The 25,915-nt window shown below is 68.5% G+C and carries 26 protein-coding genes; 9 read left to right on the top strand and 17 right to left on the bottom strand.

Annotation, left to right across the window (positions count from 1 at the left end):
* Positions 1–26 precede the first annotated feature (26 nt).
* Genes ACFFGN_RS24915 through ACFFGN_RS24930 form a run of 4 tightly spaced genes read right to left on the bottom strand, consistent with a single transcriptional unit; the run spans position 27 to position 4,115 of the window.
* On the bottom strand, positions 27–845 hold the full coding sequence (locus ACFFGN_RS24915; RefSeq protein WP_380051895.1) for a carbohydrate ABC transporter permease: 819 nt from the start codon (positions 843–845) through the stop codon (positions 27–29).
* Positions 842–1,780: a carbohydrate ABC transporter permease gene (locus tag ACFFGN_RS24920; protein ID WP_380051898.1), complete on the bottom strand. Its 939-nt coding sequence runs from the start codon at positions 1,778–1,780 to the stop codon at positions 842–844. Before ACFFGN_RS24920 ends, ACFFGN_RS24915 begins: the two co-directional genes overlap by 4 nt.
* Positions 1,777–3,120: an ABC transporter substrate-binding protein gene (locus ACFFGN_RS24925; protein WP_380051900.1), complete on the bottom strand. Its 1,344-nt coding sequence runs from the start codon at positions 3,118–3,120 to the stop codon at positions 1,777–1,779. Before ACFFGN_RS24925 ends, ACFFGN_RS24920 begins: the two co-directional genes overlap by 4 nt.
* Positions 3,117–4,115: a zinc-dependent alcohol dehydrogenase family protein gene (locus tag ACFFGN_RS24930; protein ID WP_380051903.1), complete on the bottom strand. Its 999-nt coding sequence runs from the start codon at positions 4,113–4,115 to the stop codon at positions 3,117–3,119. Before ACFFGN_RS24930 ends, ACFFGN_RS24925 begins: the two co-directional genes overlap by 4 nt.
* Positions 4,116–4,270: 155 nt before the next feature.
* On the opposite strand from ACFFGN_RS24930, the gene ACFFGN_RS24935 reads away from it, so the two are divergent.
* Positions 4,271–5,263, top strand: a complete 993-nt coding sequence (locus tag ACFFGN_RS24935) for a sugar-binding transcriptional regulator (RefSeq protein ID WP_380051906.1) — start codon at positions 4,271–4,273, stop codon at positions 5,261–5,263.
* A complete protein-coding gene (locus tag ACFFGN_RS24940) occupies positions 5,263–6,687 on the top strand; it encodes an FGGY family carbohydrate kinase (protein ID WP_380051909.1) in 1,425 nt (474 codons plus the stop codon). The genes ACFFGN_RS24935 and ACFFGN_RS24940 overlap by 1 nt, the downstream gene beginning before the upstream one ends.
* A 55-nt stretch (positions 6,688–6,742) precedes the next feature.
* Here ACFFGN_RS24940 and ACFFGN_RS24945 read toward each other — a convergent pair whose 3' ends face one another.
* The 6 genes from ACFFGN_RS24945 to ACFFGN_RS24970 form a co-directional block, all read right to left on the bottom strand.
* On the bottom strand, positions 6,743–7,576 hold the full coding sequence (locus tag ACFFGN_RS24945; protein WP_380051913.1) for a class I SAM-dependent methyltransferase: 834 nt from the start codon (positions 7,574–7,576) through the stop codon (positions 6,743–6,745).
* Positions 7,577–8,113: 537 nt separating this feature from the next.
* On the bottom strand, positions 8,114–8,884 hold the full coding sequence (locus ACFFGN_RS24950; protein WP_380051916.1) for a S1C family serine protease: 771 nt from the start codon (positions 8,882–8,884) through the stop codon (positions 8,114–8,116).
* Positions 8,885–9,061: 177 nt separating this feature from the next.
* Positions 9,062–10,009, bottom strand: a complete 948-nt coding sequence (locus ACFFGN_RS24955) for a VWA domain-containing protein (RefSeq protein WP_380051919.1) — start codon at positions 10,007–10,009, stop codon at positions 9,062–9,064.
* Complete coding sequence (locus ACFFGN_RS24960; RefSeq protein ID WP_380051922.1) at positions 10,006–10,956, bottom strand: DUF58 domain-containing protein; 951 nt, start codon at positions 10,954–10,956, stop codon at positions 10,006–10,008. Before ACFFGN_RS24960 ends, ACFFGN_RS24955 begins: the two co-directional genes overlap by 4 nt.
* Entirely contained in the window at positions 10,953–11,990 is a 1,038-nt protein-coding gene (locus tag ACFFGN_RS24965) for an AAA family ATPase (protein WP_380052167.1), read from the bottom strand. The genes ACFFGN_RS24960 and ACFFGN_RS24965 overlap by 4 nt, the downstream gene beginning before the upstream one ends.
* 2 nt (positions 11,991–11,992) lie before the next feature.
* Complete coding sequence (locus ACFFGN_RS24970) at positions 11,993–12,247, bottom strand: hypothetical protein (protein ID WP_380051925.1); 255 nt, start codon at positions 12,245–12,247, stop codon at positions 11,993–11,995.
* A gap of 136 nt (positions 12,248–12,383) precedes the next feature.
* Between ACFFGN_RS24970 and ACFFGN_RS24975 the strand changes: the two genes are divergently transcribed.
* Together ACFFGN_RS24975 and ACFFGN_RS24980 are read left to right on the top strand one after the other, a co-directional pair.
* Positions 12,384–13,076, top strand: a complete 693-nt coding sequence (locus ACFFGN_RS24975) for a response regulator transcription factor (RefSeq protein WP_380051928.1) — start codon at positions 12,384–12,386, stop codon at positions 13,074–13,076.
* Positions 13,073–14,344, top strand: a complete 1,272-nt coding sequence (locus tag ACFFGN_RS24980; RefSeq protein ID WP_380051931.1) for a sensor histidine kinase — start codon at positions 13,073–13,075, stop codon at positions 14,342–14,344. Before ACFFGN_RS24975 ends, ACFFGN_RS24980 begins: the two co-directional genes overlap by 4 nt.
* Before the next feature lie 94 nt (positions 14,345–14,438).
* Here ACFFGN_RS24980 and ACFFGN_RS24985 read toward each other — a convergent pair whose 3' ends face one another.
* The gene (locus ACFFGN_RS24985; protein ID WP_380051934.1) at positions 14,439–15,065 is read right to left on the bottom strand and encodes a hypothetical protein; all 627 of its coding nucleotides are present in this window, start codon (positions 15,063–15,065) and stop codon (positions 14,439–14,441) included.
* A gap of 209 nt (positions 15,066–15,274) precedes the next feature.
* Here ACFFGN_RS24985 and ACFFGN_RS24990 point away from each other — a divergent pair, with 209 nt between their 5' ends.
* The gene (locus tag ACFFGN_RS24990) at positions 15,275–16,714 is read left to right on the top strand and encodes a S28 family serine protease (protein ID WP_380051937.1); all 1,440 of its coding nucleotides are present in this window, start codon (positions 15,275–15,277) and stop codon (positions 16,712–16,714) included.
* Here the strand turns inward: ACFFGN_RS24990 and ACFFGN_RS24995 are convergent, their stop codons facing one another.
* Entirely contained in the window at positions 16,715–17,254 is a 540-nt protein-coding gene (locus ACFFGN_RS24995) for an RNA polymerase sigma factor (RefSeq protein WP_380051940.1), read from the bottom strand. It abuts the gene before it with no gap.
* Positions 17,255–17,323: 69 nt separating this feature from the next.
* Here ACFFGN_RS24995 and ACFFGN_RS25000 point away from each other — a divergent pair, with 69 nt between their 5' ends.
* Positions 17,324–18,400, top strand: a complete 1,077-nt coding sequence (locus ACFFGN_RS25000) for a serine/threonine-protein kinase (RefSeq protein ID WP_380051943.1) — start codon at positions 17,324–17,326, stop codon at positions 18,398–18,400.
* Positions 18,401–18,417: 17 nt separating this feature from the next.
* A complete protein-coding gene (locus tag ACFFGN_RS25005; RefSeq protein ID WP_380051946.1) occupies positions 18,418–19,053 on the top strand; it encodes a hypothetical protein in 636 nt (211 codons plus the stop codon).
* A gap of 6 nt (positions 19,054–19,059) precedes the next feature.
* On the opposite strand, the gene ACFFGN_RS25010 is transcribed toward ACFFGN_RS25005, so the two are convergent.
* The 3 genes from ACFFGN_RS25010 to deoC are packed head-to-tail and all read right to left on the bottom strand — an operon-like array spanning position 19,060 to position 22,302.
* Positions 19,060–19,935 carry an aldehyde dehydrogenase family protein gene (locus ACFFGN_RS25010; RefSeq protein WP_380051949.1) on the bottom strand — a complete coding sequence of 292 codons (876 nt, stop codon included), beginning with the start codon at positions 19,933–19,935 and terminating at the stop codon, positions 19,060–19,062.
* Entirely contained in the window at positions 19,925–21,355 is a 1,431-nt protein-coding gene (locus tag ACFFGN_RS25015; RefSeq protein WP_380051952.1) for an aldehyde dehydrogenase family protein, read from the bottom strand. Before ACFFGN_RS25015 ends, ACFFGN_RS25010 begins: the two co-directional genes overlap by 11 nt.
* Positions 21,356–21,360: 5 nt before the next feature.
* Positions 21,361–22,302, bottom strand: a complete 942-nt coding sequence (deoC, locus tag ACFFGN_RS25020) for a deoxyribose-phosphate aldolase (RefSeq protein ID WP_380051955.1) — start codon at positions 22,300–22,302, stop codon at positions 21,361–21,363.
* Positions 22,303–22,348: 46 nt separating this feature from the next.
* Between deoC and ACFFGN_RS25025 the strand changes: the two genes are divergently transcribed.
* Positions 22,349–22,906 carry a PH domain-containing protein gene (locus ACFFGN_RS25025; RefSeq protein ID WP_380051958.1) on the top strand — a complete coding sequence of 186 codons (558 nt, stop codon included), beginning with the start codon at positions 22,349–22,351 and terminating at the stop codon, positions 22,904–22,906.
* A 192-nt stretch (positions 22,907–23,098) separates the two neighbouring features.
* Complete coding sequence (locus ACFFGN_RS25030) at positions 23,099–23,527, top strand: hypothetical protein (protein WP_380051961.1); 429 nt, start codon at positions 23,099–23,101, stop codon at positions 23,525–23,527.
* 152 nt (positions 23,528–23,679) lie between these two features.
* Here the strand turns inward: ACFFGN_RS25030 and ACFFGN_RS25035 are convergent, their stop codons facing one another.
* Positions 23,680–25,320 carry a phospho-sugar mutase gene (locus ACFFGN_RS25035; RefSeq protein WP_380052170.1) on the bottom strand — a complete coding sequence of 547 codons (1,641 nt, stop codon included), beginning with the start codon at positions 25,318–25,320 and terminating at the stop codon, positions 23,680–23,682.
* A gap of 108 nt (positions 25,321–25,428) precedes the next feature.
* Entirely contained in the window at positions 25,429–25,890 is a 462-nt protein-coding gene (locus ACFFGN_RS25040; RefSeq protein ID WP_380051964.1) for a gamma-glutamylcyclotransferase family protein, read from the bottom strand.
* Positions 25,891–25,915: the final 25 nt, after the last annotated feature.

Here is a 25,915-nt window from a genome sequence, read left to right on the forward strand (position 1 = left end):
GACCACTCGCGGACCAGAAGAAGGAGCTACTTGATGGCGCCCATGGAGAGGCCGCGGACGAGTTGCTTCTGGGCGATCCAGCCGGCGATGACAACCGGCAGTGAGGCCAGCGTGGCGGCGGCGGACAGCTGCGCCCAGTAAAGGCCTTCGCTGGTGATGAAGCCGACCAGGTAGACCGGCACGGTGGGGGAGGCCGAGGCGGTCAGATTGACCGCGAAGAAGAACTCGTTCCAGGTGAAGATGACGCAGATCAAGGCGGTCGCGGCGATACCGGGTGCGACCATCGGCGCCATCACGCTGATCCAGGTCTGCCGCATCGAGGCGCCGTCGACCGAGGCGGCCTCCAGCACCTCCGACGGAATCTCCTGCAGGAACGAGCGCATCATCCAGACCGCGATCGGCAGGTTCATCGCGGTGTAGAGCACGATCAGCACCCAGAGGTTGTCCAGCGCCTTGATCTCGCCCGCGATCACGTACAGCGGAACGATGACCGCGACCACCGGCAGCATTTTGGTGGAGATGAAGAAGAACAGCACGTCCTGGGTCTTCTTCACCGGCCGGATCGACAGCGCGTACGCCGCCGGAACCGCGAGCAGCAGCACGAGCAGGGTGGATACCACCGACGCGACCAGGGAATTCGCGAAATATGGACCGGCGCCGCGTTCGAAAACTCCCGCAAACTGGTCCAGGGTCGGCTTGAAGAACAGCTTCGGTGTTTCGGTGTAGGCGTCGGACTCCTGTTTGAAGGCGGTCAGCACCATCCAGAAGACCGGGAAGAAGAACAGCAAGGCGATCAGCCAGGTGAATCCCGTGGTCACGCCGCTGAGAGTGCGCTTGCGGCTCATTCCGTGCCCTCCTTCGTGAAGCTGGTGAAGATCAGCCGCAGGGCCACGGTGGACACGATGATCGTGCCGATCACCACCACCACGCCCATCGCCGCGGCCTGGCCGACGTCGAACCCGAGGAACGCCCGTTGATAGATGTAGAACGGCAGGTTCGCGCTGGCCGTACCAGGACCGCCCTGGGTCATCATGTAGATGTGGTCGAAGGTGTTCACCACGTAGATCGCGCCGAGCAGTACGGACAACTCCAGGTACCGACGCAGATGCGGCAGCGTCACGAACACAAACGTCTTCACCGGGCTCGCGCCATCCACCGCGGCCGCCTCCAGGACGGAGGTGTTCTGGCTTTGCAGGCCAGCCAGGATCAGCAACATCATGAACGGCGTCCATTGCCAGACCAGCGCGGTCACGATCGAGAAGATCGGGTAGCTCGAAACCCAGTCAACGGGCGCGATCCCCACCCAGGAGAGCACGTAGTTCACGATGCCGAAGCTCGGATCGAACATCGACGTACCCCAGAGCAACGCGCCCGCCACCGGCATCACCAAGAACGGCGTGATCAGCAAGGTCCGTACGATGCCCCGGCCGGGGAACTTCCGGTCCAGCAGGATCGCGAGCCCGGTTCCCAGTACCAGCGCCACCAGAACGCAAGAACCGGTGATGAGGATCGTGTTGAACGCCGCCTGCCGGAACACCCGGTCGGTGAACACCGCGCCATAGTTGCTCAGGCCAACGAATTGCCGCGAGCCCGGACGGACCAGGTTCCACGACTGCAGGGAGTACCAGAGCGTCACCAGGAACGGGAGCTGCGTCACCAGGATGGCGAACACCAGAGCCGGGAGCAGGGGCCCGCGCCGGGACCAGCCGTCCTTGCGCTCCGTACGGCGAGCCGGCGCCTCGCTGACGGTCGACGGCTCGGTCAACACCGCTGTGCTCATCGCTTCGCCTCCTGGTAACTCTTGCCCACACTGGCGGCGTACCGCTGGGACTGCGCGATCGCTTCGTCCACGCTGATCCGCCCGGCGATGGCCGCCGAGATCTGCTGGCCCACCCGGGTACCGAGATCCTGGAACTCCGGAATACCGACGAACTGGATGCCTACGTACGGCACGGGCTGCACGGTCGGCTTCTCCTGGTTGGCCTCGCCCATCGCCGTCAGGGTGGGTTTCGCGTACGCCTGCGCGGATTCGGCGTACGCCGGGATCTCGTACGTCGAGAGGCGGCTGCCGGGCGGGACGCGTTCCCAGCCGAGTTCGCTGCCGACGAGCTTCATGTACTCCTTGTTCGTCATCCAGCTCATGAAGTCCCAGGCCTGGTCCGGGTGCTTCGAGGTGCTCGGAATCGCCAGTGACCAGCTGTAGAGCCAGCCCGAGCTCTTCGACTTCACCACCGGCGCCTGGGCGTAGCCGTTCTTGCCGACCACCGTCGAGTCCGAAGGCGATTCGACCACTCCGACCATCGAAGTGGCGTCGTACCACATGGCGGCCTGGCCCTGGCTGTAGCGCGTCGCGCAGTCGGAGAAGCCCGCGGTCGCGGCACCGGGTTCGCCGTGGGTGCGGACCAGGTCGACGTAGAACTTGATCGCCTCGCTGCTTTCGGGGGAGTCCAGTTGCGCGTTCCAGTTCTCGTCGAACCAGCGGCCGCCGAAGGTGTTCACCACGGTGTTCATCGGCGCGAGGTTCTCGCCCCAGCCGGCCAGACCACGCAGGCAGATACCAACCTGGTTCTGCTCGGGCTTGTCGAGTTTGGCGGCGAAGTCACGCACCTGTGGCCAGGTTGGCCGATCCGGCATGGTCAGCCCGGCGGCGTCGAACAGGTCCTTGCGATAGACCAGGAACGACGACTCCCCGTAGAACGGCACCGAGTACAGATCGTCTTGGTATGAAAGGGCTTTGCGCACGGTCGGGATGAAGTCGTCCGGGTCGTACCCCGCGGTCTTGTCGGCGTACGGCTGAAGGTTGACGAGCCAGCCGTTCGCGGCCCAGATCGGGGTCTCGTAGTTGCTGATCATCACCACGTCGAACTCGCCGCCACCGGTCGCCACCGAGGCGGTGATCTTCGCGCGGGCCTCGTTCTCCGACAGCGAGACGAACTTGAGCTCGATGCCCGGGTGGTCCTTCTCGAACCGGTCCGACAGCGCGATCGCGTCGGACATCTGCGAGTTCGAGACGATCGCGACCACCAGTTGGTCCTTGTCGCCACCGCCCCAGGAACCGGCGCCACCACAACCGGCGAGCAGCGCGGCGATCGCCAGCAGGGCTACCACCCGGCGCTTCATGAGTCACTCGGCAGGATCTGGACCTTCGTGGCCGAGCCGGACCGGACCAGCTCGAGCGCCTGCTCGAAATCGTCCAGCGGCAACGTGTGCGAGATCAGCCGGCCGGCGGAAATGGTGCCATTGGCAACGAGATCGACCGCCTCGCCGTAGCTGTTCAGCACCGCCATCGAGCCGACGATGCGGATTTCGTCGTTGTAGATCCGGAACGGCGACAGGCTGATCGTGGCATCGCCGTCGGCGACTCCGAACACCTGGAGCCGGCCGCCCCGGTCCAGCGCGTCGAAGGCGTCCTCGATCGCCCGCGGCGCGCCGGTGGCGTCGACGGCCGCGTCGAATCCCCTGCGGGACAGGCCTTTGGTCGAAGTCGCCACCTCGACCGCGCCGAGTTCGGAGGCCAGTCCGAGCTTCGATTCGGCCAGGTCGACGACCGAGACCTGCGCGCCACCAGCGATCAGGAGCTGGCTCATGATCAGGCCCATCGTGCCCGCGCCAACGACGAGCACGCGCTCACCGACCTCTACCCCGAGGCGCCGGAGGCCGTGTACGGCGCAGGAGACCGGCTCGATCAACGCACCCTGTTGGAAGTTCAGCTTCTCCGGGAGCCGGTAACAGGTCGAGGCCGGTACGGCGACGCGCTCGGCGAAGGCGCCATCCACGGTATCGCCGGTCGCGTTCCAGTTCTCGCAGAGGTTGCCCCGACCGCGGCGGCACTGGCGGCAATGCCCGCAGAACAGCGACGGGTCCACCGCGACCTTGTCGCCGACGGCCCAGCCGCCGACCACATCCGGGCCGAGCGCGACGATCGTGCCGGCGAACTCGTGGCCCGGAACGATCGGGTACGGCGTGGGCGGGAACTCGCCGGCGGCGATGTGCAGGTCCGTGCCGCAGACCCCGCAGGCGCCGACCTCGACCACCACCTGACCGGGTCCGGCTTCGGGCTCGGGAACGTCCGTGACCCGGATCTTGCCGGGTTCGTCGATGACCACTGCGCGCACGCCGACCTCCTGGTGCTCATATGTGCACAAGCTGGCTCAAATGTGATGTGATGTCATTCCTACGGGCTTGTCCAGCGGGTGTCAACAGCTCGCGATGCGGCCACGGACGAGTTACCGTGCGGCAACCCGGTGGGAGAATTGGGGTGCGGAGAACAATGAAGACGGTCCGAACACAGCGCGACGGTGATGCCGACGACGAGCTACTGGCCGACGTCGCGCGGCGGTATTACCTCGACAACACCTCGAAGGTGGACATCGCCAAGCAACTCGACCTGAGCCGGTTCAAGATCGCCCGGCTGCTCGAGGAGGCCCGCAACCGCGGCATCGTGCAGATCCAGGTGAAGAGCCCGACACCCGTCGATCGAGGTCTGTCCGAAGAGCTCAGCCAGGCGCTCGGAATCGCCCGTTGCGTGGTCACGGACACCAACGGATCGCCCGAGCAGGTCCGGGCGCAGGTGGCCCAGGCCGCCGCCCGGATCCTGCCGCCGCTCGTGCGCGACGGCGATCTGCTTGGTCTGACCTGGAGCCGGGCCGTCGACGCGATGGTGGACTACCTCGGCTACCTGCCGCCGTGCACGGTCGTACAGATGGCCGGGTCGTTGCACTCGCCCAGTGGCGGCGGCACGACGATGGACCTGGCCCGCCGCGCGGCCGCCCTCGCGGGCGGGACCGCTCACGCCGTACACGCGCCACTGGTGGTCGACGACGCCGCGGCGGTCACCGCCCTGCGACGCCAGCCGGGCATCGCGGACACCCTGAGCATGGCCGACGCGCTCGACGTGGCGGTGGTCGCGATCGGGGCCTGGCGAGCCGGGTGTTCGACCGTGTGGGACGCGGTTTCACCTGAGCTTCAGCAGCAGGCCGCGGCCGCGGGCGCCGTCGCTGAGGTGAGCGGGCACCTGCTCGACGCTGACGGCAAGCTGGTCGAATCGCCGCTGGAGGATTTGGTCATCGCGGTGTCGGTGGAACAATTGCGCCGACCGCCCGAGCGAGTCGCCCTGGCCGCCGGGGTGCACCGCGCACCGGCCGTGGTCGCCGCCGTGCGGGCCGGTCTGGTCAGCACGCTGGTGACCACCTCCGACCTCGCCCGGGAGATCCTGCGCGTGCTCACCGCCGAGACCCTCGCTGCCCCCGAGAAGGAGAACTGATGACCGTACGCAGGCTTGTGGCCGGCGTGGATTGTTCCACTCAGGCGACCAAGGTCGTGGTCTGCGACGCGGACACCGGTGCGGTGCTGCGCGAGGGCCGGGCCGCCCATCCGGATGCCACCGAGGTGGACCCGCAGGCCTGGTGGCAGGCCTGGGAGACCGCTTCCGAGGGCTTGCTGGACGGCGTCGAGGCGATCTCGGTCGGCGGCCAGCAGCACGGCATGGTGCTGATGGACTCGGCCGGCACGGTGGTTCACCCCGCCCTCTTGTGGAACGACACTCGCTCGGCTGGGGTGACCACTGAGTTGGTCGACGAGTTCGGCGGGGCCGCGGCCTGGGCGGCCGCCACGGGCGTCGTACCGGTGCCGAGTTTCACCGTCACCAAGTTGCGCTGGATGCGGGACTTCGCCGCCGACGCGGCCGCTCGCGCCGAAGCCGTCGCGTTGCCGCACGACTGGCTCACCCACCGCCTCGCGGCCGATCGCACCGGCATCGAAGGCCTGACGACCGATCGCGGCGACGCCTCGGGAACCGGTTGGTGGTCCGCGATCGACGAGGACTACCGAACCGACCTGGTCGAGCTGGCGTTCGGGCGTTCGTTGGCGCTGCCGCGGGTCGCGGGACCGGCCGAGCTCGTCGGTACGACGTCCACCGGCGCGCGCCTCGCCGCCGGTACAGGCGACAACATGGCGGCCGCCCTCGGACTCAACCTCCAGCCCGGCGATGTGGCCGTCTCCCTCGGCACGAGTGGTACGGCGTTCGCCCGCGGAGTGGCGCCGACCACCGACGCGGCGGGCCTGGTTGCCGGTTTCGCCGATGCGACGGGTGGCTACCTGCCGCTGGTCTGCACGTTGAACGCGGCCCGGGTGTTGTCGTCCACCGCCGCGCTGCTCGGGATGGACCTGGCCGCCTTCGACGAGGCCGCGCTGGGATCCGCCGGGAGCGACGGGTTGGTGCTGGTGCCGTTCCTCGACGGGGAGCGTACGCCCGATCTGCCGCATTCCACCGGCCTGATCTACGGGCTGACGCGCGCCACGGCGGTGCCGTCGACGATGGCTCGGGCGGCCGTGGAAGGCATGTTGTGCGGGTTGGCCGATGCCGTGGATGCCTTGCGTACGCAGGGAATCCCCGTCGAGCGCGTACTACTCCTGGGCGGCGCGGCCCGGTCGCGCGCCGTACAGGCCCTTGCCCCTTCGCTGCTCGGCGCACCCGTCGTACTGCCCGAGCCGGCCGAGTACGTCGCTCTGGGCGCGGCCCGTCAGGCGGCGTGGGCCTTGTCCGGCGCGGAAGCCCCGCCCGCTTGGGATGTCCCGGTCAGCAAGCCGGAGGCCTCGATCCTTACCGACGCGGAGGCGGCGACCATTCGAGCGCACTACGCCTCGGTGCTGAGCAAGGGCGAGCCGCTGCTGTCCACCCCGCGCTAAGACCTTCTGCCCTTCGCCCTCGCTTCGGCTGTTGGCTTCGGCCTTTGTCTTATGACTAGTCGGCGCGGGGGCGGGAGGTGGCTTTGAGCGCGAAGAGCAGGGGGATGCGCGGATAGTCGTCGGGCAGGCGGAACCAGCCGTCGGGCGTCTGGACCATCGCGTCGAACCGGGGCCAGGGGAGCACCTCGGATTCGCGCAGGCTCTCGATCCGCAGGCCGCCCGCGACCAGAGCCGTGACGAGCTCACCGAGGCCGTGCATCCACTCGTAGCTCTCGGTTTTGCCCGGCACCTCGTGACCGGTATACGTCCGGTCGGAGTCGCGGGCGATCGGCCCACGTCCTTCGAGATAATCGTTGCGCAGCAGGAATTCCTGGCTGCCGTCGGGTGGTGGCGTCGGGCCGAGGGCGTTGAGCAGCGGGTGGAACTCGACGATGTAGAGGGTTCCACCCGGCTTGAGCAATTGCCGTACGACGTCCACCCACGCGCGTAGATCCGGCAGGTAGCAGAGCGCACCCTTACCGGTGTAAACCACGTCGAACCGCTGACCACCCAAGGCCTCGACCGCGTCGTACACATTCGCGTGGACATACGACACGTCGGCCCCGGCCTTCGCCGCGATCCGCCGGGCCTCCTGAACCGAACGAGCCGACAGGTCCAACCCAACCACCTCGGCCGCACCGGCCTGCGCGAAAGCGATCGTCTCGGTACCGAGGTGGCACTGCAGGTGCAGCACGTCCCGCCGGTTCAGATCGCCGAGGTCGTTCCACTCGTAGTCCGCGAACCAGTACCGCGCCGGCTGCGCGTAGAACTCGCTCCCCGCATGAATCGGCGCCCGCGCGTCCCAATTCGCCTCATTGGCCGCCACCATCCGCTGCGTTTCCAAGTCCATCCCCGCCACCCTTCGCCGATTCCGCCCGCCTCGCACCGCTCACCTGCGGCTCTGTCCGGTTTGTGAACGAGATCCGCGCGGCGAACCCGCCCCAGCCCGTCCCAACCCGCCCCCCGATTCTCCGCCCTCAACCACGCCACCCCCACCCCTCCGGCGCGCCGCCCACCCCACCACCCTGGCGTGCGGTTCAGGGCCGTACGACGTGGGTTCGGTGTCCACAGGCGAAGCGCATTCCGCGTCCGACCGTGGGAAAGAATCTGCCCACCGCTGCCACGGTCGGACGCGGAATGCGGCTTGCCCGGGTAGGAACTCGCTCGTCACTGCCATAGGTGGCGCGCATTTGGCGTCCGACCGTGGGTAGGAATCTGTCCACCGCTGCCACGGTCGGACGCGGAATGCGGTTTGCCCGGGTAGAGACCTTGCCGCGAGTGGGCTGGTTGGGACCGCGCCGTTGGTGGGTGAGGTTGCACGGGTCGGGCCGCATTTCGGGTCCGACCGTGGGGTTTGTGCGGAGCGCCGCGGGGAGGGTGGTTGGGGTTAGTTGTTGATTAGGCGTTCGACGATGGTTTTCATGCGGTCTACCGGGATGGCGAAGCCGATGCCGATGTTGCCGGTTCGGGCGCCGCCGGAGAGGGTGGCGATGGCGGTGTTGACGCCTACTACCTGGCCGGAGGCGTTCACGAGGGGGCCACCGGAGTTGCCGGGGTTGATGGCGGCGTCGGTTTGGATGGCGGTTTGGCGATTGCCGTTGTCGCCGAAGCGGGCCTGGCGATTGACGGTGCTGACGATGCCGGCGGTGACGGTGCCTTCCAGGCCGAGGGGTGATCCGATGGCCAGCACCGGATCACCCACCCGCAGTTGCGACGAGCGGCCCAGGGTGAGCGGACGGAGCCCCGTGGCCTCGGTCCGCAGTACCGCCAGGTCGTTGTTCTCATCGACGCCGATGATCTCGGCCGACACGGTGCGCCCGGTCGAGAGTACGAGCGAGATCGTGCGGGCTTCCTGGACCACGTGCGCGTTCGTGACGACATGTCCTCGCCCATCGATCACAAAGCCCGAACCGGTCGCGCGGCCGGCCCGGACCGAGACCACACCGGGCAGTACGGCGGCCGCCGCGTTCGCGATGCTTGCCCCGGGCAACGGCGCCGGAGCGTTTGCCTGGGGCAACTGAAGGGGCGCGGAGGTGGTTTCAGCGTTGCCGAAGTACGTACCAGTGACGGCGCCGGCCAGACCACCCGCGAGCACCGACAACGCGATCCCGGCAGCGAGCGCGCGCCCGGCCCGCCGTACCGGCGCAGCTGACGGCACCGACGCCAAGGGAGGAGGGGGAGCCGTCACCCCGGGTTGAGGGGCCATCAGCACCGGTGCAAGGGGGGCCGGTGGGATGGAACCCGGGGTGACGGAATCAGGGGGCAACGGCCCGGGCCGGAAATGCGGGCCGCGGAACGGACTGCCCAGATGTGCGTTCATAAAAGCCTCCGAAGGTCAGGGCAGTCGGGAGAACCACAGCAGCGAGGCCAGCCCGGCGAGCAGGGCGGCGGCCAGGGCGATACCGGCGACCAGGTTGGTGATTTCGCGTTCCTCGGTGGTCCAGCCGATGGAGGACTCGAGGTCGGCGTAGACACTGCGGAGTTCGGCATCGCTCTCGGCGCTGTAGAAACTGCCCGAGGTGGATTCGGCGAGCCCTTCGAGTGACGTGGTGTCGGCCGGCACCGGAATGTTGCGGCCGTCGATATCGATCGTGCCCTCGGCAGTGCCGTAGGCGATGGTGGAGACCGGTACGCCGGCCTGGGTCGCCGCCTGAGCCGCTTCCTCGATCGGGCGTCCCGCGGTGTTGCCGCCATCGGACAGCAGCACCACCCGGGCCGGCGGCGGATCGGTTTCAGCATCGGCGTCGAGGTTCTGGATGCTCTGCAAGGCGGTCAGCACGGCCTCACCGATCGCCGTACTGTCCGACATCGTCAAGTTGCCAATGGCATCGGTCGTGGCCTGGTGGTTCGTACTCGGCGCGGTCACCACCGTGGCGGTCCGGGCGAACGAGACCAGGCCCACGTTGAACTGCTCGGGCAGGTTCTGTACGAACTCGGTCGCGGCCTGTTTCGCCACCTCGAACCGGGTCGGCTCGACATCGGTGGCGGCCATCGAGTTCGACACGTCCATCGCGACGATCACGGTCGCACGTTCGCGCGGCACCCGGACGTCGGCGACGGGCCGGGCGATCGCGATCGTCAGCACCACGATCGCGGCCAGGAAGGCGAACGCGGGCAGGTGCCGCCGCCAGCCGGGCCGTTTCGGCGTCACCTTCTCCAGCATCGGCAAAGTCGCGAACCGTACGGCGTACCGGCTGCGGCGCTTCTGGGCGATCGCGTACGCGACCACCAGCGCTACGGTCAGCAGCAGGAGCCACAACCACGCGGGTTGTTCGAATCTCATCGGACACCATCCCGGTTGAGTGGGGGCCGGCGGGCCGCGGCTCGACGGCGGGCCGTTGCGAACGAGGCGACGTCCCGGACCCAGTCACGGTCCGTCCGCAGTTGCAGGTGGGCCGCGCCGGCCGAGCGGATCGCGGCGGCGGTGCGTTCCCGGTGCTCGGCGGCGGCCGCGGCATAGCGCTCGCGGATCCGGCGCCGGCTGGTCTGAACCTCGTGCCGGCGGCCCGTCTCGGGATCGACCAGCGTGAGCAGACCGACCTCGGGCAGTTCGAGTTCGCGCGGGTCGATCACCTCGACGGCGATCACCTCGTGCCGTACGGCGAGCCGGCGCAACTGCTTGGCCCACGCGGTCGAGTCCTCGGCGAAGTCCGACACCACCACGCGCAAACCCGGCCGCGGATGTTCCCGGTCGAGCCGCCGGATCGCGTTCAGCAAATCGGTTGTGGGGTGCGCGCCCGGTTCCAGCCGCGGCAGTGACAACAGCGTGCGGAACGTACGGCGGAGGGCCGCCGCGCCACCGACGGCCGGAATCCGGGTCAGCTGGTCGCCGAAGGCCACGCGGGCGCCGAGGCGGTTACCCGGGCGGTCCGCGAGCAGCCCGATCGCGCCGACGATCGCGACGGCCAGATCGCGTTTCTCCGCGAGCGCCGTACCGAAGTCCATGCTCGGGGAGGCGTCGACCAGGGCCCAGGTCTCCAGTTCGCGCTCGGCGAGTGGTGCCCGGACGTGGGCCTCGAGCGATCGGGCCGTCACGTTCCAGTCCATTCGCCGTACGTCGTCCTGGCCGGGCTGGTAGGGGCGTGCCTCGTTCGGTTCGCTGCCCGGGCCTGACCGGAGCCCGGTGATATCGCCCTGGAGAAAGCCTTCGAGGCGCTTCTTCACGGACAACTCCAGCGTCCGCAACGCCCTTTCCCGCCCGGCCAGGAGATCTTCCGAGGCGGCGCTCACGCGGCCGACCCCCTCGTCTCGTCGGCCGGTACGACGTGGGGCTGCTCGACCGCCGCCAATACGCGGGACACCACGGCCCGCGGGTCGAGCCCGTCGGCCAGCGCGTCGAACGTCAGCACCAGGCGATGCGCCATCACGTCATGCGCCACGTCGTGCACATCCGTCGGCAGGACGTAGTCCCGGCCGCGCAGCAACGCGAGGGCCCGTCCGGCGGCTACCAGCCCGAGCGTGGCCCGAGGGCTCGCGCCGAACTCCAGTACGCCGTTGAGGTCGGTGATGCCGTACGCCGCGGGGTCCCGGGTGGCGTGCACGAGCCGGACGACGTACTCGGCGACGGCGTTGTGAACGAAAACCTCTTCGGTCGCGATCTGCAGATCCGCCACCAGCTCGGGCGTCAGTACGGCGCTCGCGTGCGGCCGGCGGGCGCTCATCCGCTGCAGGATGGTCAGTTCCTCCATCGGCGCGGGATAGCCCACGGTGATCTTGAGCAGGAACCGGTCCCGCTGCGCCTCGGGCAGTGCGTACACGCCTTCGGACTCGATCGGGTTCTGCGTCGCGAGCACCAGGAACGGGTCGGGCAGCGGGTAACTCTTACCGCCGATGCTGACCTGGTTCTCGGCCATGGCCTCCAGCAACGCCGACTGCACCTTCGCCGGGGCGCGGTTGATCTCGTCGGCGAGGACCAGGTTCGCGAAGATCGGGCCGAGTTCGGTGTCGAAGCCCTCCGCCGACGGCCGCCAGATCCGGGTGCCCATGATGTCGCCCGGGACCAGGTCGGGGGTGAACTGCAACCGGGCGAACCGGCCGCCGATCACCTCGGCGAGAGTACGGACGGCCAGCGTCTTCGCGACGCCCGGCACGCCTTCCAGCAGGCAGTGCCCGCGAGCCAGCAGGCCGACCAGCATGCGCTCGACCAGGTGGTCCTGGCCGACGACGACCCGTTTCACCTCGAACAGCGCCCGCTCCAGTACGGCGGTCTCGGGCAGGCGGAACTCCGCACCGGCGTGAGCCGGTACGGAACCGCCGGGGTGGATCGTCACGCCTGCCCCTCAGCGCTGCCCTGGGCGCCGTTCTGAGCGCCCTGCGAACCGCCCTTCTCCGGGCAGTCCCGATCAGCAGCCGGCGCCGGGGTGTCCGCCGTCGGGTTCTCCACGATCGTTACGTATCCCTGCTCCTGGCGGCCCGGGTCGTCGCCACCCGCGGCGAAGGCGACCCCACCGATGCCCAGGGCAACGGCCGCGGTGGCCGCGCCGCCGATCAGCAGTCGCTTGCTCGCGGTCAGCTTCATCATCTGGACCAACTCCTTCGATTGGTGAACTCGATGGGCTCCACATCATCAAAGGGGCGCGAAAACGACCGGAAAGCGAACCGAAAAGTCAGCGAAAGCCCATCCCCGCCTAACCGCCGCTGCCGGTTACGTTGGTCAGGTGCGATTACTGGTGGTTGAGGACGAGGAAGGCCTGGTCAGCGCGCTGCGCTCGGGACTGGGCCGGGCCGGTTATGCCGTCGACGCGGCCGGGACCGGCCAGGAGGCGATGGAAAAGCTCGCCAGTACGGCGTACGACCTCGCCATTCTCGACATCACGCTGCCCGACACCACCGGCCTGGACATCTGCCGGGCGGTTCGGCGCGGTGAGATCGAGGTGGCTTCCGGGCGGGACCTGCGGGTGCTGATGCTGACGGCCCGGGCGAGCCTCGCGGATCGGGTCGCCGGGCTGGACGAAGGCGCGGACGACTACCTGACGAAGCCGTTCGCGCTGGTCGAGCTGCTCGCGCGAATCCGGGCTCTGTTGCGCCGCGACGTGACGAACGGCTCGGCCCTGCTGGAAGTCGGTGACCTGGTCCTGGACAGCGCGCGCCACCTTGCCAGCCGGGCCGGTCGCGAGTTGTCGCTCACGCTGAAGGAATTCGGCGTACTGCGCTATCTGATGTCCCGCCCCGGCCACGTGGTTTCGGCCGAGGAACTGCTCGAACACGTCTGGGACGAGAACGCCGATCCGTTCACCCAGAGCGTGCGTGTCACCGTCGGCACGCTGCGGCGCAAGCTCACGCTCGACGGCGAAGAACCCTTGCTGGAAACGGTGATCGGCCGTGGTTACCGACTACGGAGCGAGACATGAACCGTCTGCCCGGCTGGATGCGCACGGTCCGCTTCCGCCTCACCGTGACGTACTCGGCCGTGCTGATCGCGTTGTCGGCCCTGATGCTCGGCAGCGTCTACTTCGCCTTGTCGTCGATGACCGACGCGCGTGAGCTGAACGCCTTTCCGGTGAAGAAGATGTACAAGGGCTCCGACGGGGAACTGCACATCAAGCCCGGCCAGACGATCGAGGCGGCGGAGCTGTCGGCTGTCGAGGCCGCAGTGAACTACCAGACCCTGCAGAACCTCCGCGACTACTCAGCCATCGCCATCGGCGTACTGTTCCTGGTCAGTCTCGGCACCGGCTGGTGGCTTTCCGGCCGGGCCCTGCGTCCGGTTCGCCTGATCACCGCCACCGCGCAGGAAATCACGGCGACCGACCTGTCCCGGCGGATCTCGCTGACCGGACCGCCGGACGAACTACGCACGCTGGGCGACACCGTTGACGGCATGCTGGACCGGCTGGAAGAGGCGTTCATCGCGCAGCGCCAGCTCGTGGACGACGCCTCGCACGAACTGCGTAACCCGCTCGCGGTGATCCAGGCGAACGTCGACGCCGTACTGGCTCACGACGACACCCCACCGGCCGATCGGGCCCAGGCCACCGCGATCGTCGGCCGGGCCATCCAGCGCATGACCCGGCTGGTGGAGGATCTGCTGGCGTCCGCTCGGCGTAGTTCGCCCGCTTTCGTGGACGCCGATATCGATCTGGCCGCCATCGCGAGCGAAGCGGCCGAGGAATACACCTTGCTGGCCGAGGATCGCGAACTCCAGCTGGTACGGCGTCTCGCGCCCGGGCCGATCGCGGCCGGGGACGCCCAGGCGTTGCGGCGGGCAGTGGACAACCTGCTGTCGAACGCCGTACGGCTGGCCCGGGGTGGCAGCGAACTCGTGCTGGCAGTCGGTAGTCGCGGCGGCTGGGCCTGGATCGCCGTACGGGACGAGGGCCCGGGAATCGCTGAAGCCGACGCGGATCGGGTCTTCGACCGGTTCTTCCGCTCGGGCCAACGTCAGCCCCCGGCCACGGTCCCGGCCTCGACGGGCGCGTCCACTGGCGAACGCCGCGCGGGCCTCGGTCTCGCGATCGTGCGCCAGATCGTGGAAAGCCACGGTGGTTCCGTTGCCCTGCACTCCGAACTCGGTGTCGGCAGCACCTTCGTGCTCTGGCTGCCCGAACGCTCCCTCACCGACTCCACCCGTCGTCTCCCGGCCCCACCACCCGAAGATCCCTTGGGCCCGCGCTCCTGACGCTTGCCTTCATTCGTCGGAATCCGCCCTCTGCCGACCGCTCACAGGTACTGGTCCGCCGAGCCGGCGGATTCCGACGAACGAATGCTTGCTGTCAGCCGGCGATGGTGTAAGCGCCGGTAGCGCGGTCCACGACCTTATGCAGACCGACGTGGTCGGTCACCCGGCCGCCGGCGCTGATTTCGCCTTCGGTCACCCGGTGGTGGCCGATCGGGTTGAAGACGCGGTGAATGACCAGTCGCTTGGCGCCGGAGGCGTCGGTGTAGGTGTAGGTCATCGTCTTCGTCGGGTAGTACCCGCCGTACTGCAGCGACTTGGTGCTGCCGTCGACGATCGAGAGGACGCGGAAGTTCTTGGTGCCGCGCAATGCCTTGATCTTCGCGTTGATCGCCGCGTTGAAGGTCCGGGGGTCGCGGCCTTCCAGGTCGCCGTCGACGCGCAGGTTCCACAGCTTGTTCGGGCTGGTGAACCGGGCCATGCCCACGTCGAGCTGGGTCTTTCGCCAGCCCTTCGGCGCATCGGTGCTGACGGAGTAGTAGTCCAGTTGGCCCCAGAGGTGGCGCTGGAACGCGGTCACCTTCAGCGGAGCGACGGACGCGGCCTGGGTGGCGACGACGGACGGGTTCGGTTCCGCCGCGTTCGCCGCGGTAGCGACGGCGCCGCTGCCGGCCAGGCCGACGAGGGCCGCGATGCCGATGGCGCGCTTGAGCTGCAGACGCATGGTTGTTCCCCCAAGAGATGTGTGTGCTTGCTGTCTGTCCGGTACGACGCCGGCTCGCACGATTTGGTTGTTTCTGTTCGGCAACGCAAGGCGTGGCGGCAAACCCTTGTTGCGACGGCGGCGTCTTCCCTCGTGGCGGTGGACTGCTTAGGGTCGGGGCTCGGGCCAGGCGTGAGGCCGGTCCGGGACCGCCGAGTACGAGGAGACGTATGCTCCGCCCGCGTAGTATCACCGCCCTGGCCGTGGCCGCCCTGTTACCCGTGATCCCGCTGACCGCCGCACCGGCGAACGCCGTACCGGTGCCCGCGTACAACGCCACCCAGACCGCGCTGGACCCGGTCGAGGAGGTGCGCGCCAAGCTCGCCGCCATTCCCGGCCTGCGGGTGCAGAGTGCCACCGTCGTCAGCGGCAAGCCCTTCTTCGTGCTGCAGTACCGCCAGCCCGCGGACCACCGCAAGCCGCAGGGGGAGACCTTCGAGCAGCGGGTCACCTTGTGGCATCGCGGATTCGACCGGCCGACCGTGCTGCACACCACGGGGTACGGCGGTGTCGGTGGCGCTTTCACCAGCGAGCCGACCCGACTGCTCGACGCCAACCAGCTGAATGTGGAGCAGCGGTTCTTCAACACCTCCACTCCGGCGAGCAAGGACTGGTCCAAGCTCACGATCTGGCAGGCCGCGACCGACCAGCACCGGATCGCCCAGGCGTTCAAGAAGGCCTTGTACGGCGCCAAGTGGGTCAACACCGGCGCGAGCAAGGGCGGGATGACCTCGGTCTACCACCGCCGGTTCTACCCGAACGACGTGGACGCCACTGTCGCGTACGTGGCGCCGCACGACGTGTTCAACAAGGCCGACAGCTACGTCGGGTTCATCCAACAGGCGGGCACGGATCCGGCCTGCAACGCCGCCTTGCGTAATGCCCAGCGCAACGCGCTCCTGCGCCGTACGGCGATGGTGGCGAAGCTGGAGGCGCACGCGAAGGCCAACGGCTTCACCTACGAGGACACATTCGGTACGGCGGACCGGGCGTTTGAAGCGGCCGTACTCGACACGCCGTTCGCCTTCTGGCAGTACTCGAACCAGGCCGCTTGCCCGAGTGTGCCGGGTTCTGCCACCGCGACGGACCAGGAGTTGTTCGACTTCTTCGACCAGGTTGCAGGCTGGGGGTTCTACACGGACGAGGGCACGGCCGGGTTCCTCCCGTACTACTTCCAGGCGACGCACCAACTCAACTGGCCTGACGTTGCCAGCCGGACCACCTGGCTACGGGGCCTGCTGCGCTACAAGGAGGCCGGTGACGCGCCTGCCGCCGTACCGGACGCGATCGAGCCGCGGCACGACCCGCTGGCCATGCTCGACGTACAGGCGTGGCTGTCGGCCGCGGGAAGCCGCATGCTCTTCGTGTACGGCGAGAACGATCCGTGGAGCGCTGAGCGGTTCGAGCCGGGCCGAGGTACTCGCGATTCGCACTGGTTCACCGTGCCGAACGGAAACCACGGATCGAACATCAACCAGCTACCGGCCGCAGAGCGCACTCAGGCCGTCCAGATCTTGCAGAAGTGGATGGACGTCCCTGTGACGGCACTAGCGACTCAGCGGACTGCCCAGGCCATCGACCCGGGAGCCCAGCACAAGCACATGCGCTGATCAGCGGGCGGTCAAGCGCTCCGCCACCTGCTTCCGGGCTTGGTGGATGCGGGCCTTGACCGTCCCCAGCGGCACATCCAGTTCGGCGGCGATCTCGGCGTACGTCAAAGCGCCGAGATCGCGCAGGACCAAGGGCTGGACCAACTGCGGGTGGTCGGCCTCCAGGTGGTCCAGCGCCTCCAGCAGGTCCAGGCGCGATCCGGCGATCACGGAGGTGGTCCGCGGGTCGACGGCCTCGGGCAGCACCTCAGCCGAACGCTCGACCGAACGCCGCTTGAGCGAGCGGTAGGTCTGCCGGGCGCAGTTCGTCGCGACGATGGTCAGCCAGCCGGCGAACGAGCCGGTGCCCTTGAAGGTGTGGATCTTCGTCGCGACTGCCATCAGCGTGTCCTGGGCGGCCTCCTCGGCGTCCTCCCGGCACGGCAGGAACTTCGCGACCCGGCGTTGCACCTGTGGCCGGACGCGCTGTAGGAGCTCCGCCAGGGCGGGCTCGTCACCGGCGGCGGCAGCGGCTGCCAGCACCTCAAGGTCGTCGTTCAAGTTCCGTCCCCAGGTTGTTTCCGGATCAATGCGGGCACAAGCCCCTCCAATGCACGAGAATATCCGTCGATGGAAGTCATTGGACGCTACCGGCTGGACTCGAAGATCGGTGCTGGCGCCTTCGCCACGGTCTGGCGGGGCTACGACGACGATCTCGATGTCGACGTCGCGGTCAAGGTGCTGGCCGACAACTGGGCCTCCCGCGCGGACGTGCGGGAGCGATTCCTGGCGGAAGCGCGGTTGATGCGGCGGATCGCCAGTGACCGGGTGGTCCGGGTCTTCGACCTGGGGGAACTGCCCGACGGCCGTCCGTACTTCGTGATGGACTACATCGGCGGTGGCTCGCTGGCCGACATCCTGGCCGCCGGCCCGGTCGATCCCGCCGACGCGCTCTGGTGGGGCGCCGACGTGGCCCGGGCGGCCGCCGCGCTGCACGCCGAAGGCGTCGTACACCGTGACATCACGCCGGCCAACCTGTTGCTGCGCAAGAGTTCCGGCGCGGAATCGGGCGGCGGCACGCATCGGGTCGTACTGGCCGATCTCGGTCTGGCCAAGAGCCTCGCGGAGGCGTCCGGACTGACCCAGGCCGTTGGTACTCCGGCGTACATGTCGCCTGAGCAGGGCCGGGGCGACGGCGGTTTCGATGAGCGGGCCGACATCTACGCGATCGGTGGCGTGACCTATGCGCTGCTCACCGGTCGTACGCCGTATGTGACGTCTTCCATCGGCGATGTGGTCGCGCGCGATCCCGATCTCGATCCGCCCAGCCTTCGGCCGTTACTGGGTGATGCCGTCGGGGAGATCGACGACCTGCTCGCGCGGACGTTGGCCTATCGCGTCGACGAACGCTGGCCTCATGCCGACAGCCTCGCGACCAAGCTGGAAGCGGAGGCCTACCGGCTGGAACGCGAGGCACCTGCTCTGGCCGCCCAGCGGACCGCCGTGCCGTCTCAGTCCAGCAAAGAGGGGCAGGAGACCCAGGAGGCCACCATGACGGAACTGCCGACCCAGATGCCCGCTGCCGAGGCCGGTACGGTCGTGGTCGCGGCCTCATCGCAAGGGTCCTCGAAGTGGATGGCCTGGCTCTCGTTGCCGGTCGTTTTCGCGCTCGCTAGCGTCGGATCGTGGTTCCTCTTCGGGCGTTGACTTCGTAGGGTAGCGACATGGCTACTCAGCGCTCGCACCTTGCCCTCGGCTTGGTGGTCCTGCTCCTCGCCGGTACGACGACTCCGGCCGCTGCCACGAACCAGACCCCGGCGGGCGAATTGCCGTACGCCTGCCGGGCCCAAACCCCGATGGGCGACAAGCACTTCCGGTTCCGGGAGAACGTCCGGGCCACCGCGCCGCGGCAGATCCTGGCCGGGGCGACGTTCCCGGTCGTGGTTGATCTCGAACCAGGGGAGGTGCCGTCGGAGATCCGGGGATTCCGGCTGCGGGAGCTGCGCGATCTGTCCCTGCGGTTCCGGGTCCCGGCGAATTCCCAGCTGACGTCAGCCCGGTTGACCGGTGGTGCCGGGATCGGTGCGGCGCCGTACCTGGAGGTTTCGGGTGACGTCGTCACGATCAAGGTGCCAGGGCCGATCGCGGGTGGTTCGCGGTACCAGCTGCCCAAACTCACGATGTGGCTGGTCGCGGGTCGTGCCGGTACGACGATCGAGACCGGGCCCGCCGGAACCAGCCACGACGATCCGGGCCTGACGCTGGTGGCCCGGATCAAGATCGCCTTCGGCACCGTGAAGGCCCCGGCCGCCTGCCACCCGGACCCGGCGCCGATCCTCACCCGCACGCAGGTCCGGTGAGGCCGGCTAGATGCCGATCGGGTGCCAGACGGTTTTGACCTCGAGGAACTGGGTCAACCGGGAGATGCCCTGGTCGGCGGTCCAGTCCTCGTAGCCGGGACGGCGGACGCGCTTGAGGTTCTCCGCGGCGGCGGCCTCCAGCTCGCGGGCCTCGACCGAGTTGTCGATGCCGGCCAGGTCGATACCGTTCACGTCCAGGTGGCTCGCCAGCCAAGGCGCGATCTCGCTCGCGGACCCGGTCAGCAGGTTCACCACGCCACCGGGCAGGTCCGAGGTCGCCATCACCTCGCCGAGCGTGATCGCGGGCAGCGGACGCTCGTACGACGTGACCACCACGGCGGTATTACCCGACGCGATCACCGGCGCGATCACGCTGGTCAGCCCGAGCAGGCTGGAGTCCTGCGGTGCGAGTACGGCGATCACACCGCTTGCCTCGGGCAACGAAAAGTCGAAGTACGGCCCGGCGACCGGGTTGCTCGAACCGACGATCTGGGCGATCTTGTCGGTCCAGCCCGCATACCAGACCCAGCGGTCGATCGAGGCGTCCACCAGCGCGCGGGCCTTGCCGATCGCGATGCCCTCGCTCGCGGCCACCTCGGCGCTGAACTGCTCGTGCCGGCCCTCCATCACCTCGGCGATCCGGTACAGGATCTGGCCGCGGTTGTAGGCGGTTTTGGCCGACCAGCCGCCGAAGGCCTTACGAGCCGCGACGACCGCGTCCCGGGCGTCCTTGCGGCTGGCCTTGGACGCGTTCGCCAGGAACTTGCCCTTGGCATCGTTCACCACGTACGACCGGCCGGACTCGCTGCGGGGAAAGGCCCCACCGACGTACAGCTTGTAGGTCTTGCGCACATCGAGCCGCGCGGTTTCCTTACTGGGCAAGGTAGGCCTCCAAGCCGTGGCGACCGCCCTCGCGGCCGTACCCCGACTCCTTGTAGCCGCCGAACGGCGAGGTCGGGTCGAAGCGGTTGAACGTGTTGGCCCAGACGACGCCGGCGCGCAACTGGTTCGCCATCCAGAGAATGCGCGAGCCCTTGTCGGTCCAGACGCCGGCGGACAGGCCGAACGGCGTGTTGTTGGCCTTCTCGACGGCCTCGGCCGGGGTGCGGAACGTGAGCACCGACAGGACCGGACCGAAGATCTCCTCGCGGGCGATCCGGTGAGCCTGGGACACCCCGGTGAACACCGTCGGCGGGAACCAGAATCCCTGCGTGGGCAGCTCGCACTCGGGTGACCAGCGCTCGGCGCCTTCGTCCTCGCCGACCTGCGACAGCTCGCGGATCTTGGCGAGCTGCTCGGCGGAGTTGATCGCGCCGACATCGGTGTTCTTGTCGAGTGGATCGCCGACGCGCAGGGTGGCCATCCGCCGCTTGAGGCGGGACAACACCTCGTCGTAGACGCTTTCCTGCACCAGTAGCCGCGAACCCGCGCAGCAGACGTGGCCCTGGTTGAAGAAGATGCCGTTGACGATGCCCTCGACGGTCTGGTCGATCGGCGCGTCCTCGAAGACGATGTTCGCCGCCTTGCCACCGAGCTCCAGCGTGACCTTCTTGTTGCTCCCGGCAACATCCCGGGCGATCGCGCGGCCGACGTCGGTCGAGCCGGTGAAGGCGACCTTGTCCACGCCCTCGTGGTTCACCAGGGCCCGACCGGTCTCGCCCGCGCCGGTGACGATGTTGACCACACCCGGCGGCAGCTCCGCCTGCTGGCAGATCTCCGCAAAGGCCAGCGCGGTCAGCGAGGTCGTCTCGGCCGGCTTCAGCACAACGGTGTTACCCGCGGCCAGCGCCGGGGCGATCTTCCACGCGAGCATCAGCAACGGGAAGTTCCACGGAATGACCTGGGCGGCCACGCCGAGCGGCTGGGTGCCATACCCGGCGTACTCCAGTTTGTCGGCCCAGCCGGCGTAGTAGAAGAAGTGCGCGGCGACGAGCGGTACGTCGACGTCGCGCGACTCGCGGATCGGCTTGCCGTTGTCCAGGGACTCCAGCACCGCCAGCTCGCGGGCACGCTCCTGGATGATCCGGGCGATCCGGTACAGGTACTTCGCACGATCGCGGCCCGCCATCGGCCCCCAGGTCTTCTCGAACGCCTTGCGGGCGGCCTTGACCGCGCGATCGACGTCGGCCGGACCGGCCTCGCTGATCTCGGCCAGGACCTCCTCGGTGGCCGGGCTGACCGACTTGAACGGCTTGCCCTCGGTCGCCGCCACGAAGGCGCCGTTGATGAACAACCCGTACGACGACTTGATGTCGACGATCGAGGTGGATTCCGGGGCGGGTGCGTATTCGAATCTGCTCATCGAGATCAGTCCAGCGTGAAGTAGTCGGGGCCCGGGTAGTGCCCGGTCTTCATCTTGGTGCGCTGCATCAGCAACTCGTTCAGCAGGCTGGACGCGCCGAAGCGGAACAGCTCGGGGTCGAGCCAGTCGGGCCCGGCGGTCTCGTTCACCATCACCAGGTACTTGATGGCGTCCTTGGCGGTACGGATGCCACCCGCGGGCTTGACGCCGATGTGCAGGCCGCTGGCCTCGTGGTAGTCCCGGACGGCCTCCAGCATCACCAGCGTCACCGGCAGCGTGGCCGCGGGGGACACCTTGCCGGTGGAGGTCTTGATGAAGTCGGCGCCGGCCAGCATCGCCAGCCAGGACGCGCGCCGCACGTTGTCGTAGGTGACCAGCTCACCGGTCTCCAGGATCACCTTCAGGTGGGCGTCACCGGCGGCCTCGCGGATCGCCACGATCTCGTCGAAGACCAGGCCGTAGCGCCCGGACAGGAACGCGCCCCGGTCGATCACCATGTCGACCTCGTCGGCACCGGCGGCCACCGCGTCGCGGGTGTCCTGCTGCTTGATCGCGAGACTGGAACGCCCGCTGGGAAAGGCCGTCGCGACACTGGCGACGTTGATCCCCGAACCGCGCAGCTCGTACTTCGCGGTCGCGACCAGGTCCGGGTACACGCAGACGGCGGCGACCTGCGGCGCGGTGGAGTCGGCCGGATCGGGCCGGCGGGCCTTCGCGCACAGGGCGCGCACCTTGCCGGGGGTGTCCTGGCCTTCCAGCGTGGTCAGGTCGATCATCTGGATCGCGAGGTCCAGCGCGTAGGCCTTGGCGGAGGTCTTGATCGACCGGGTGCCGAGCATCGCGGCCCGGGCCTCGGCGCCGACCTGGTCGACCCCGGGCAACCCATGCAGGAACCGGCGGAGGCGGTCCTCCGATGAGGTCACGTCGGCGAGCGTGTCGGTGGTCACTTGCGTCAGTCTATGGGGTTTCGGGAGTCGGAGTTACCTTGTCCCGGTGAAGTCTGCACCGAACGAGAACGAGCACTACGTGACCCACTCGAACCGGATCACCGGGGTGGTGGTGATCGCGATCGGCGTGCTCGGCTGGATCGACATCATCATCGAGTGGCGCTCGCTGGCCGGCCTGACCGCGGCGGCCGTGATCGGCGCGCTGATGGTGGTCACCTACGTGGGCCTGATCCGGCCCTCGATCGTGCTGACGCCGGAGTTGTTGCGAATCCGTAACCACATCAGGGATCACGACGTGCCGTGGAGCCTGGTCGAGAGCGCGGACATCGCCGACATCGTGGTGGTGCAGACCCCGGGCAAGCGGCTGCGCGCGCCGGGCGTGCAGCTGATCATGCGGGACATGCGCAAGCAGCGTGTGCGCGGTTCGAGCGGTGCCGACGACTCGGTTTCCCGGGCCGGTTTCGTGGTGGAGCGGATCGAGCAGCACGCCGAGCGCTACGCCAAAACCTCGACCGGGCAGATCTCCAGCCGCTGGGCCACGCCCGAACTGGCGGCGCTGGCCGGCCTGATCGTGCTCGCCACGGTGACCTGGATCCTGCATTGAGGCCAAGCTGACGCATTCCGCCGGTGACTCCGGACGGGTGACCGTCGTTGGATGCTCGCAAGCGTAGGCAGGCCCTACGATTCATCGGACGCGTGCGGGCGCAACAGAACGCTACCGGCTGGTTACGGTGGTCTGCGGGCTGATTGGCCTTACAGTCTTGTCGCGCACAGACAACGGCAGGAGTTACGGATCGTGAATTACGACGAGTTCAACACCGAGTACACCAAGGTGCTGGACCAGATTCAGCGCGGCGATTGCAGTGCGGCATCCCTGGCCGCGCATGTCGTCCGGCTACGCAAGGCGACCGAGGGCATCGGCACTCCCGCCGAGCGGACCCAGATCTCCAACGATCTGGACGCTTTGGGGCAGATGCTGGACCTGTCCCGGCGGAGCAACACCGAGGACGTCTGGACCCTCACCTCCGACGCCCTGCGGCGCGCGACCAGCGGCGAGGGCAGCCCCGCCGACCGGATCGCCCGGGTCGAGGAGAGCATCAGCGAGATCACCGATCTCGCCGAGCGCAACCCGATCGAGCGCGAGGCCCTGATGCAGTCCACCAGCACCCTGAAAACCCTGCTGGCCTCGCTGAAAACCTCCCTCACCGTCGACCAGCCCGCCTAGGCTTTTTTGCCCCAGGCGCACGCAACGATCGGTCTCTATTCGCCTTGTTGTCTTCCAGTACTCAGGAAGGTGACCAAGCGAATTGGGACCGATCGTTGCTACCCGTGCGGTAGCTCAGGTCCTGATCGGCGCGGCGGCTACTCGCGCGAGGGTTAGATCCCTGCCGCAGCAGCCAAATCCGCCTTCACCGCGGCCAGCCGGTTAGCGGCTTGTACGCGCGCCGCGGCCACGTCGCCGCCCTCGACCGGCACTACGACCTCGAGGTAGCACTTGAGCTTCGGTTCCGTCCCTGACGGCCGTACGACGACACGCGCGCCGCTTTCCAGCTGGTAGCGCAAGCCTTCGGTCGGCGGCAGACCGGCCGCACCCAGGCTGAGGTCGTCCACCTGCTGCACGGCCAGTCCGCCCAGTACCGACGGCGGCGTCGCCCGGAGCCGGGTCATCGCGTCCACGATCAGGCTGAGGTCTTCCACCCGAACGGACAACTGATCCGTCGCATGCAGCCCGTAACGATCGGCGAGGTCGTCGAGCAGGTCGAGCAGCGTCCGCCCTTCGGCCTTCGCTCCCGCGGCAAGCTGTAGCACCCGCACAAGGGTGGAGATGCCGTCCTTGTCCTTCACGGCCTCCGGGTCCACGCAGTAGCCGAGGGCCTCTTCGTAGCCGAAGACCAGTTCCGGGACGCGCCCGATCCACTTGAAGCCCGTCAAGGTGTCGTAGAACCTCACGTCGTACGACGCCGCGATCTTCGACAGCAGCGACGACGAGACGATCGAACACGCCGCGACGCCTTCTGGCCGCGCGGACAGCAGGAACTCGCCCAAGAGCCCGCCGAGCTCATCCCCGCGCAGCATCCGCCAACCGCCTTCGGCCGTCGGATCCGGTACCGCCACGGCACACCGGTCGGCGTCCGGGTCGTTGGCTACCGCGATGTCGGCGCCTTCGGCCCGGGCCAGCTCCAGCGCCGCGTCGATCGCGCCGGGCTCTTCCGGGTTCGGGAACGACACGGTCGGGAAGTCCGGGTCCGGCTCGGCCTGCGAGCTCACAACCTTCGGTACGGCGAATCCCGCGCGCTGCACGGCCGCGACGACCAGATCGCGCCCGACGCCGTGGAGCGGGGTGTAGACGGCGTTGATGGCCCGAGGTGCTTCCGCCGGTACTAGGGCGGCAACGCGGTCCAGGTACGCCTGCAGCAGCTCGTCGCCGATGGTCTGCCAGTCGTCCCCGCGCGGTACGTCGGCAAGCGGGCCGACCGCGTCGATGGCGGCGGCGATCTCGATGTCCGCGGGCGGCACGATCTGCGACCCGTCGCCCAGGTAGACCTTGTAGCCGTTGTCCTGCGGCGGGTTGTGCGAGGCGGTCACGACCACGCCCGCGACCGCGCCGAGGTGGCGAATACCGAAGGCGACCACCGGCGTCGGCAGCGCCCGGTCCAGCAGTACGGCGTCCAGGCCGGCGCCGCGAACCACCGCCGCGGTGTCCTGCGCGAACACGTCGGACTTGTGCCGGGCGTCGTACCCGATCAGGACCGGGCCGTCGGTCAGGCCGTTGGCCTTGAGATAGGCGCACAGCCCGGCGGCGGCGCGGATCACCACCATCCGGTTCATCCGGTTGGGCCCGGCGCCGACCGCGCCACGCAGGCCCGCCGTACCGAACTCGAGTTTGGCGCCGAACCGGTCGATCAGCCCGGGCTCGTCGCCCACCGCGAGCACGGCCTGCAGCTCGGCGACGGTGTCGGGATCAGGGTCTTCGGCCAGCCACGCGTGCGCGGCGGAACGGAGCTGGTCAGTGGTCAGGTCAGCGGTCACGCCCTGACGATACCGTCGCAGCAACACTGTCACCGTGGGGCCCGACGCGTCGCTTTCGAGCCCTGGGCGCCGCCTGAGCTCAGGCGGCGGGCGCTGTCAGTGGCCGGAGGAGTTGCAGGGCCGGGCGCGCAGGGCCGCCACGTAGTCGTCGGGAGCGCCCGCGGCCTCGGCGGACTCGGCCAGGATGCCGAGGTACCGCGCCGACGGCAGGCCGCCCTCGTACGCGTTCAGCACGTAGACCCAGGCGAGCTGCTCACCGTCGAGGGTCTGCACCCGGACGTTGATCTTCTGGTAGATGCCCTGGTCGAGCCACTCCCACTCGTCCAGCCGCTCGACGTCTTGCGGACTGACGTCGTAGAGCGCGACGAAGACCTGGTTGCCCGGGTCGGTCGGATCCTCGACGATCGTCGCCATCGAGCCCTCCCAGCCCAGTTCCTCGCCGCCGAACGTGAGGCGCCAGCCGACGATCCAGCCGGTACCGCGCAGCGGGGAATAGGGGCAACGCTCGGCCATCTGATTCGGGTCGAGATTCGACGCAAACGCGGCGTACAGGTTCACGGAATCACACGATACGGAACAATGG

Origin of the sequence: Kribbella deserti (assembly GCF_042434725.1) — a bacterium.
In the GTDB taxonomy this organism is placed as follows: domain Bacteria; phylum Actinomycetota; class Actinomycetes; order Propionibacteriales; family Kribbellaceae; genus Kribbella; species Kribbella deserti.

Coding starts and splice junctions, on each gene's coding strand:
- ACFFGN_RS24990 (WP_380051937.1), top strand. CDS start 15,275: ATGCTCCGCCCGCGTAGTATCACCGCCCTGGCCGTGGCCGCCCTGTTA.
- ACFFGN_RS24970 (WP_380051925.1), bottom strand. CDS start 12,247: ATGATGAAGCTGACCGCGAGCAAGCGACTGCTGATCGGCGGCGCGGCC.
- ACFFGN_RS24915 (WP_380051895.1), bottom strand. CDS start 845: ATGAGCCGCAAGCGCACTCTCAGCGGCGTGACCACGGGATTCACCTGG.
- ACFFGN_RS24980 (WP_380051931.1), top strand. CDS start 13,073: ATGAACCGTCTGCCCGGCTGGATGCGCACGGTCCGCTTCCGCCTCACC.
- ACFFGN_RS24945 (WP_380051913.1), bottom strand. CDS start 7,576: ATGGACTTGGAAACGCAGCGGATGGTGGCGGCCAATGAGGCGAATTGG.
- ACFFGN_RS24985 (WP_380051934.1), bottom strand. CDS start 15,065: ATGCGTCTGCAGCTCAAGCGCGCCATCGGCATCGCGGCCCTCGTCGGC.
- ACFFGN_RS24955 (WP_380051919.1), bottom strand. CDS start 10,009: ATGAGATTCGAACAACCCGCGTGGTTGTGGCTCCTGCTGCTGACCGTA.
- ACFFGN_RS25015 (WP_380051952.1), bottom strand. CDS start 21,355: ATGAGCAGATTCGAATACGCACCCGCCCCGGAATCCACCTCGATCGTC.
- ACFFGN_RS25000 (WP_380051943.1), top strand. CDS start 17,324: ATGGAAGTCATTGGACGCTACCGGCTGGACTCGAAGATCGGTGCTGGC.
- ACFFGN_RS24940 (WP_380051909.1), top strand. CDS start 5,263: ATGACCGTACGCAGGCTTGTGGCCGGCGTGGATTGTTCCACTCAGGCG.
- ACFFGN_RS25005 (WP_380051946.1), top strand. CDS start 18,418: ATGGCTACTCAGCGCTCGCACCTTGCCCTCGGCTTGGTGGTCCTGCTC.
- ACFFGN_RS24925 (WP_380051900.1), bottom strand. CDS start 3,120: ATGAAGCGCCGGGTGGTAGCCCTGCTGGCGATCGCCGCGCTGCTCGCC.
- ACFFGN_RS24920 (WP_380051898.1), bottom strand. CDS start 1,780: ATGAGCACAGCGGTGTTGACCGAGCCGTCGACCGTCAGCGAGGCGCCG.
- ACFFGN_RS24935 (WP_380051906.1), top strand. CDS start 4,271: ATGAAGACGGTCCGAACACAGCGCGACGGTGATGCCGACGACGAGCTA.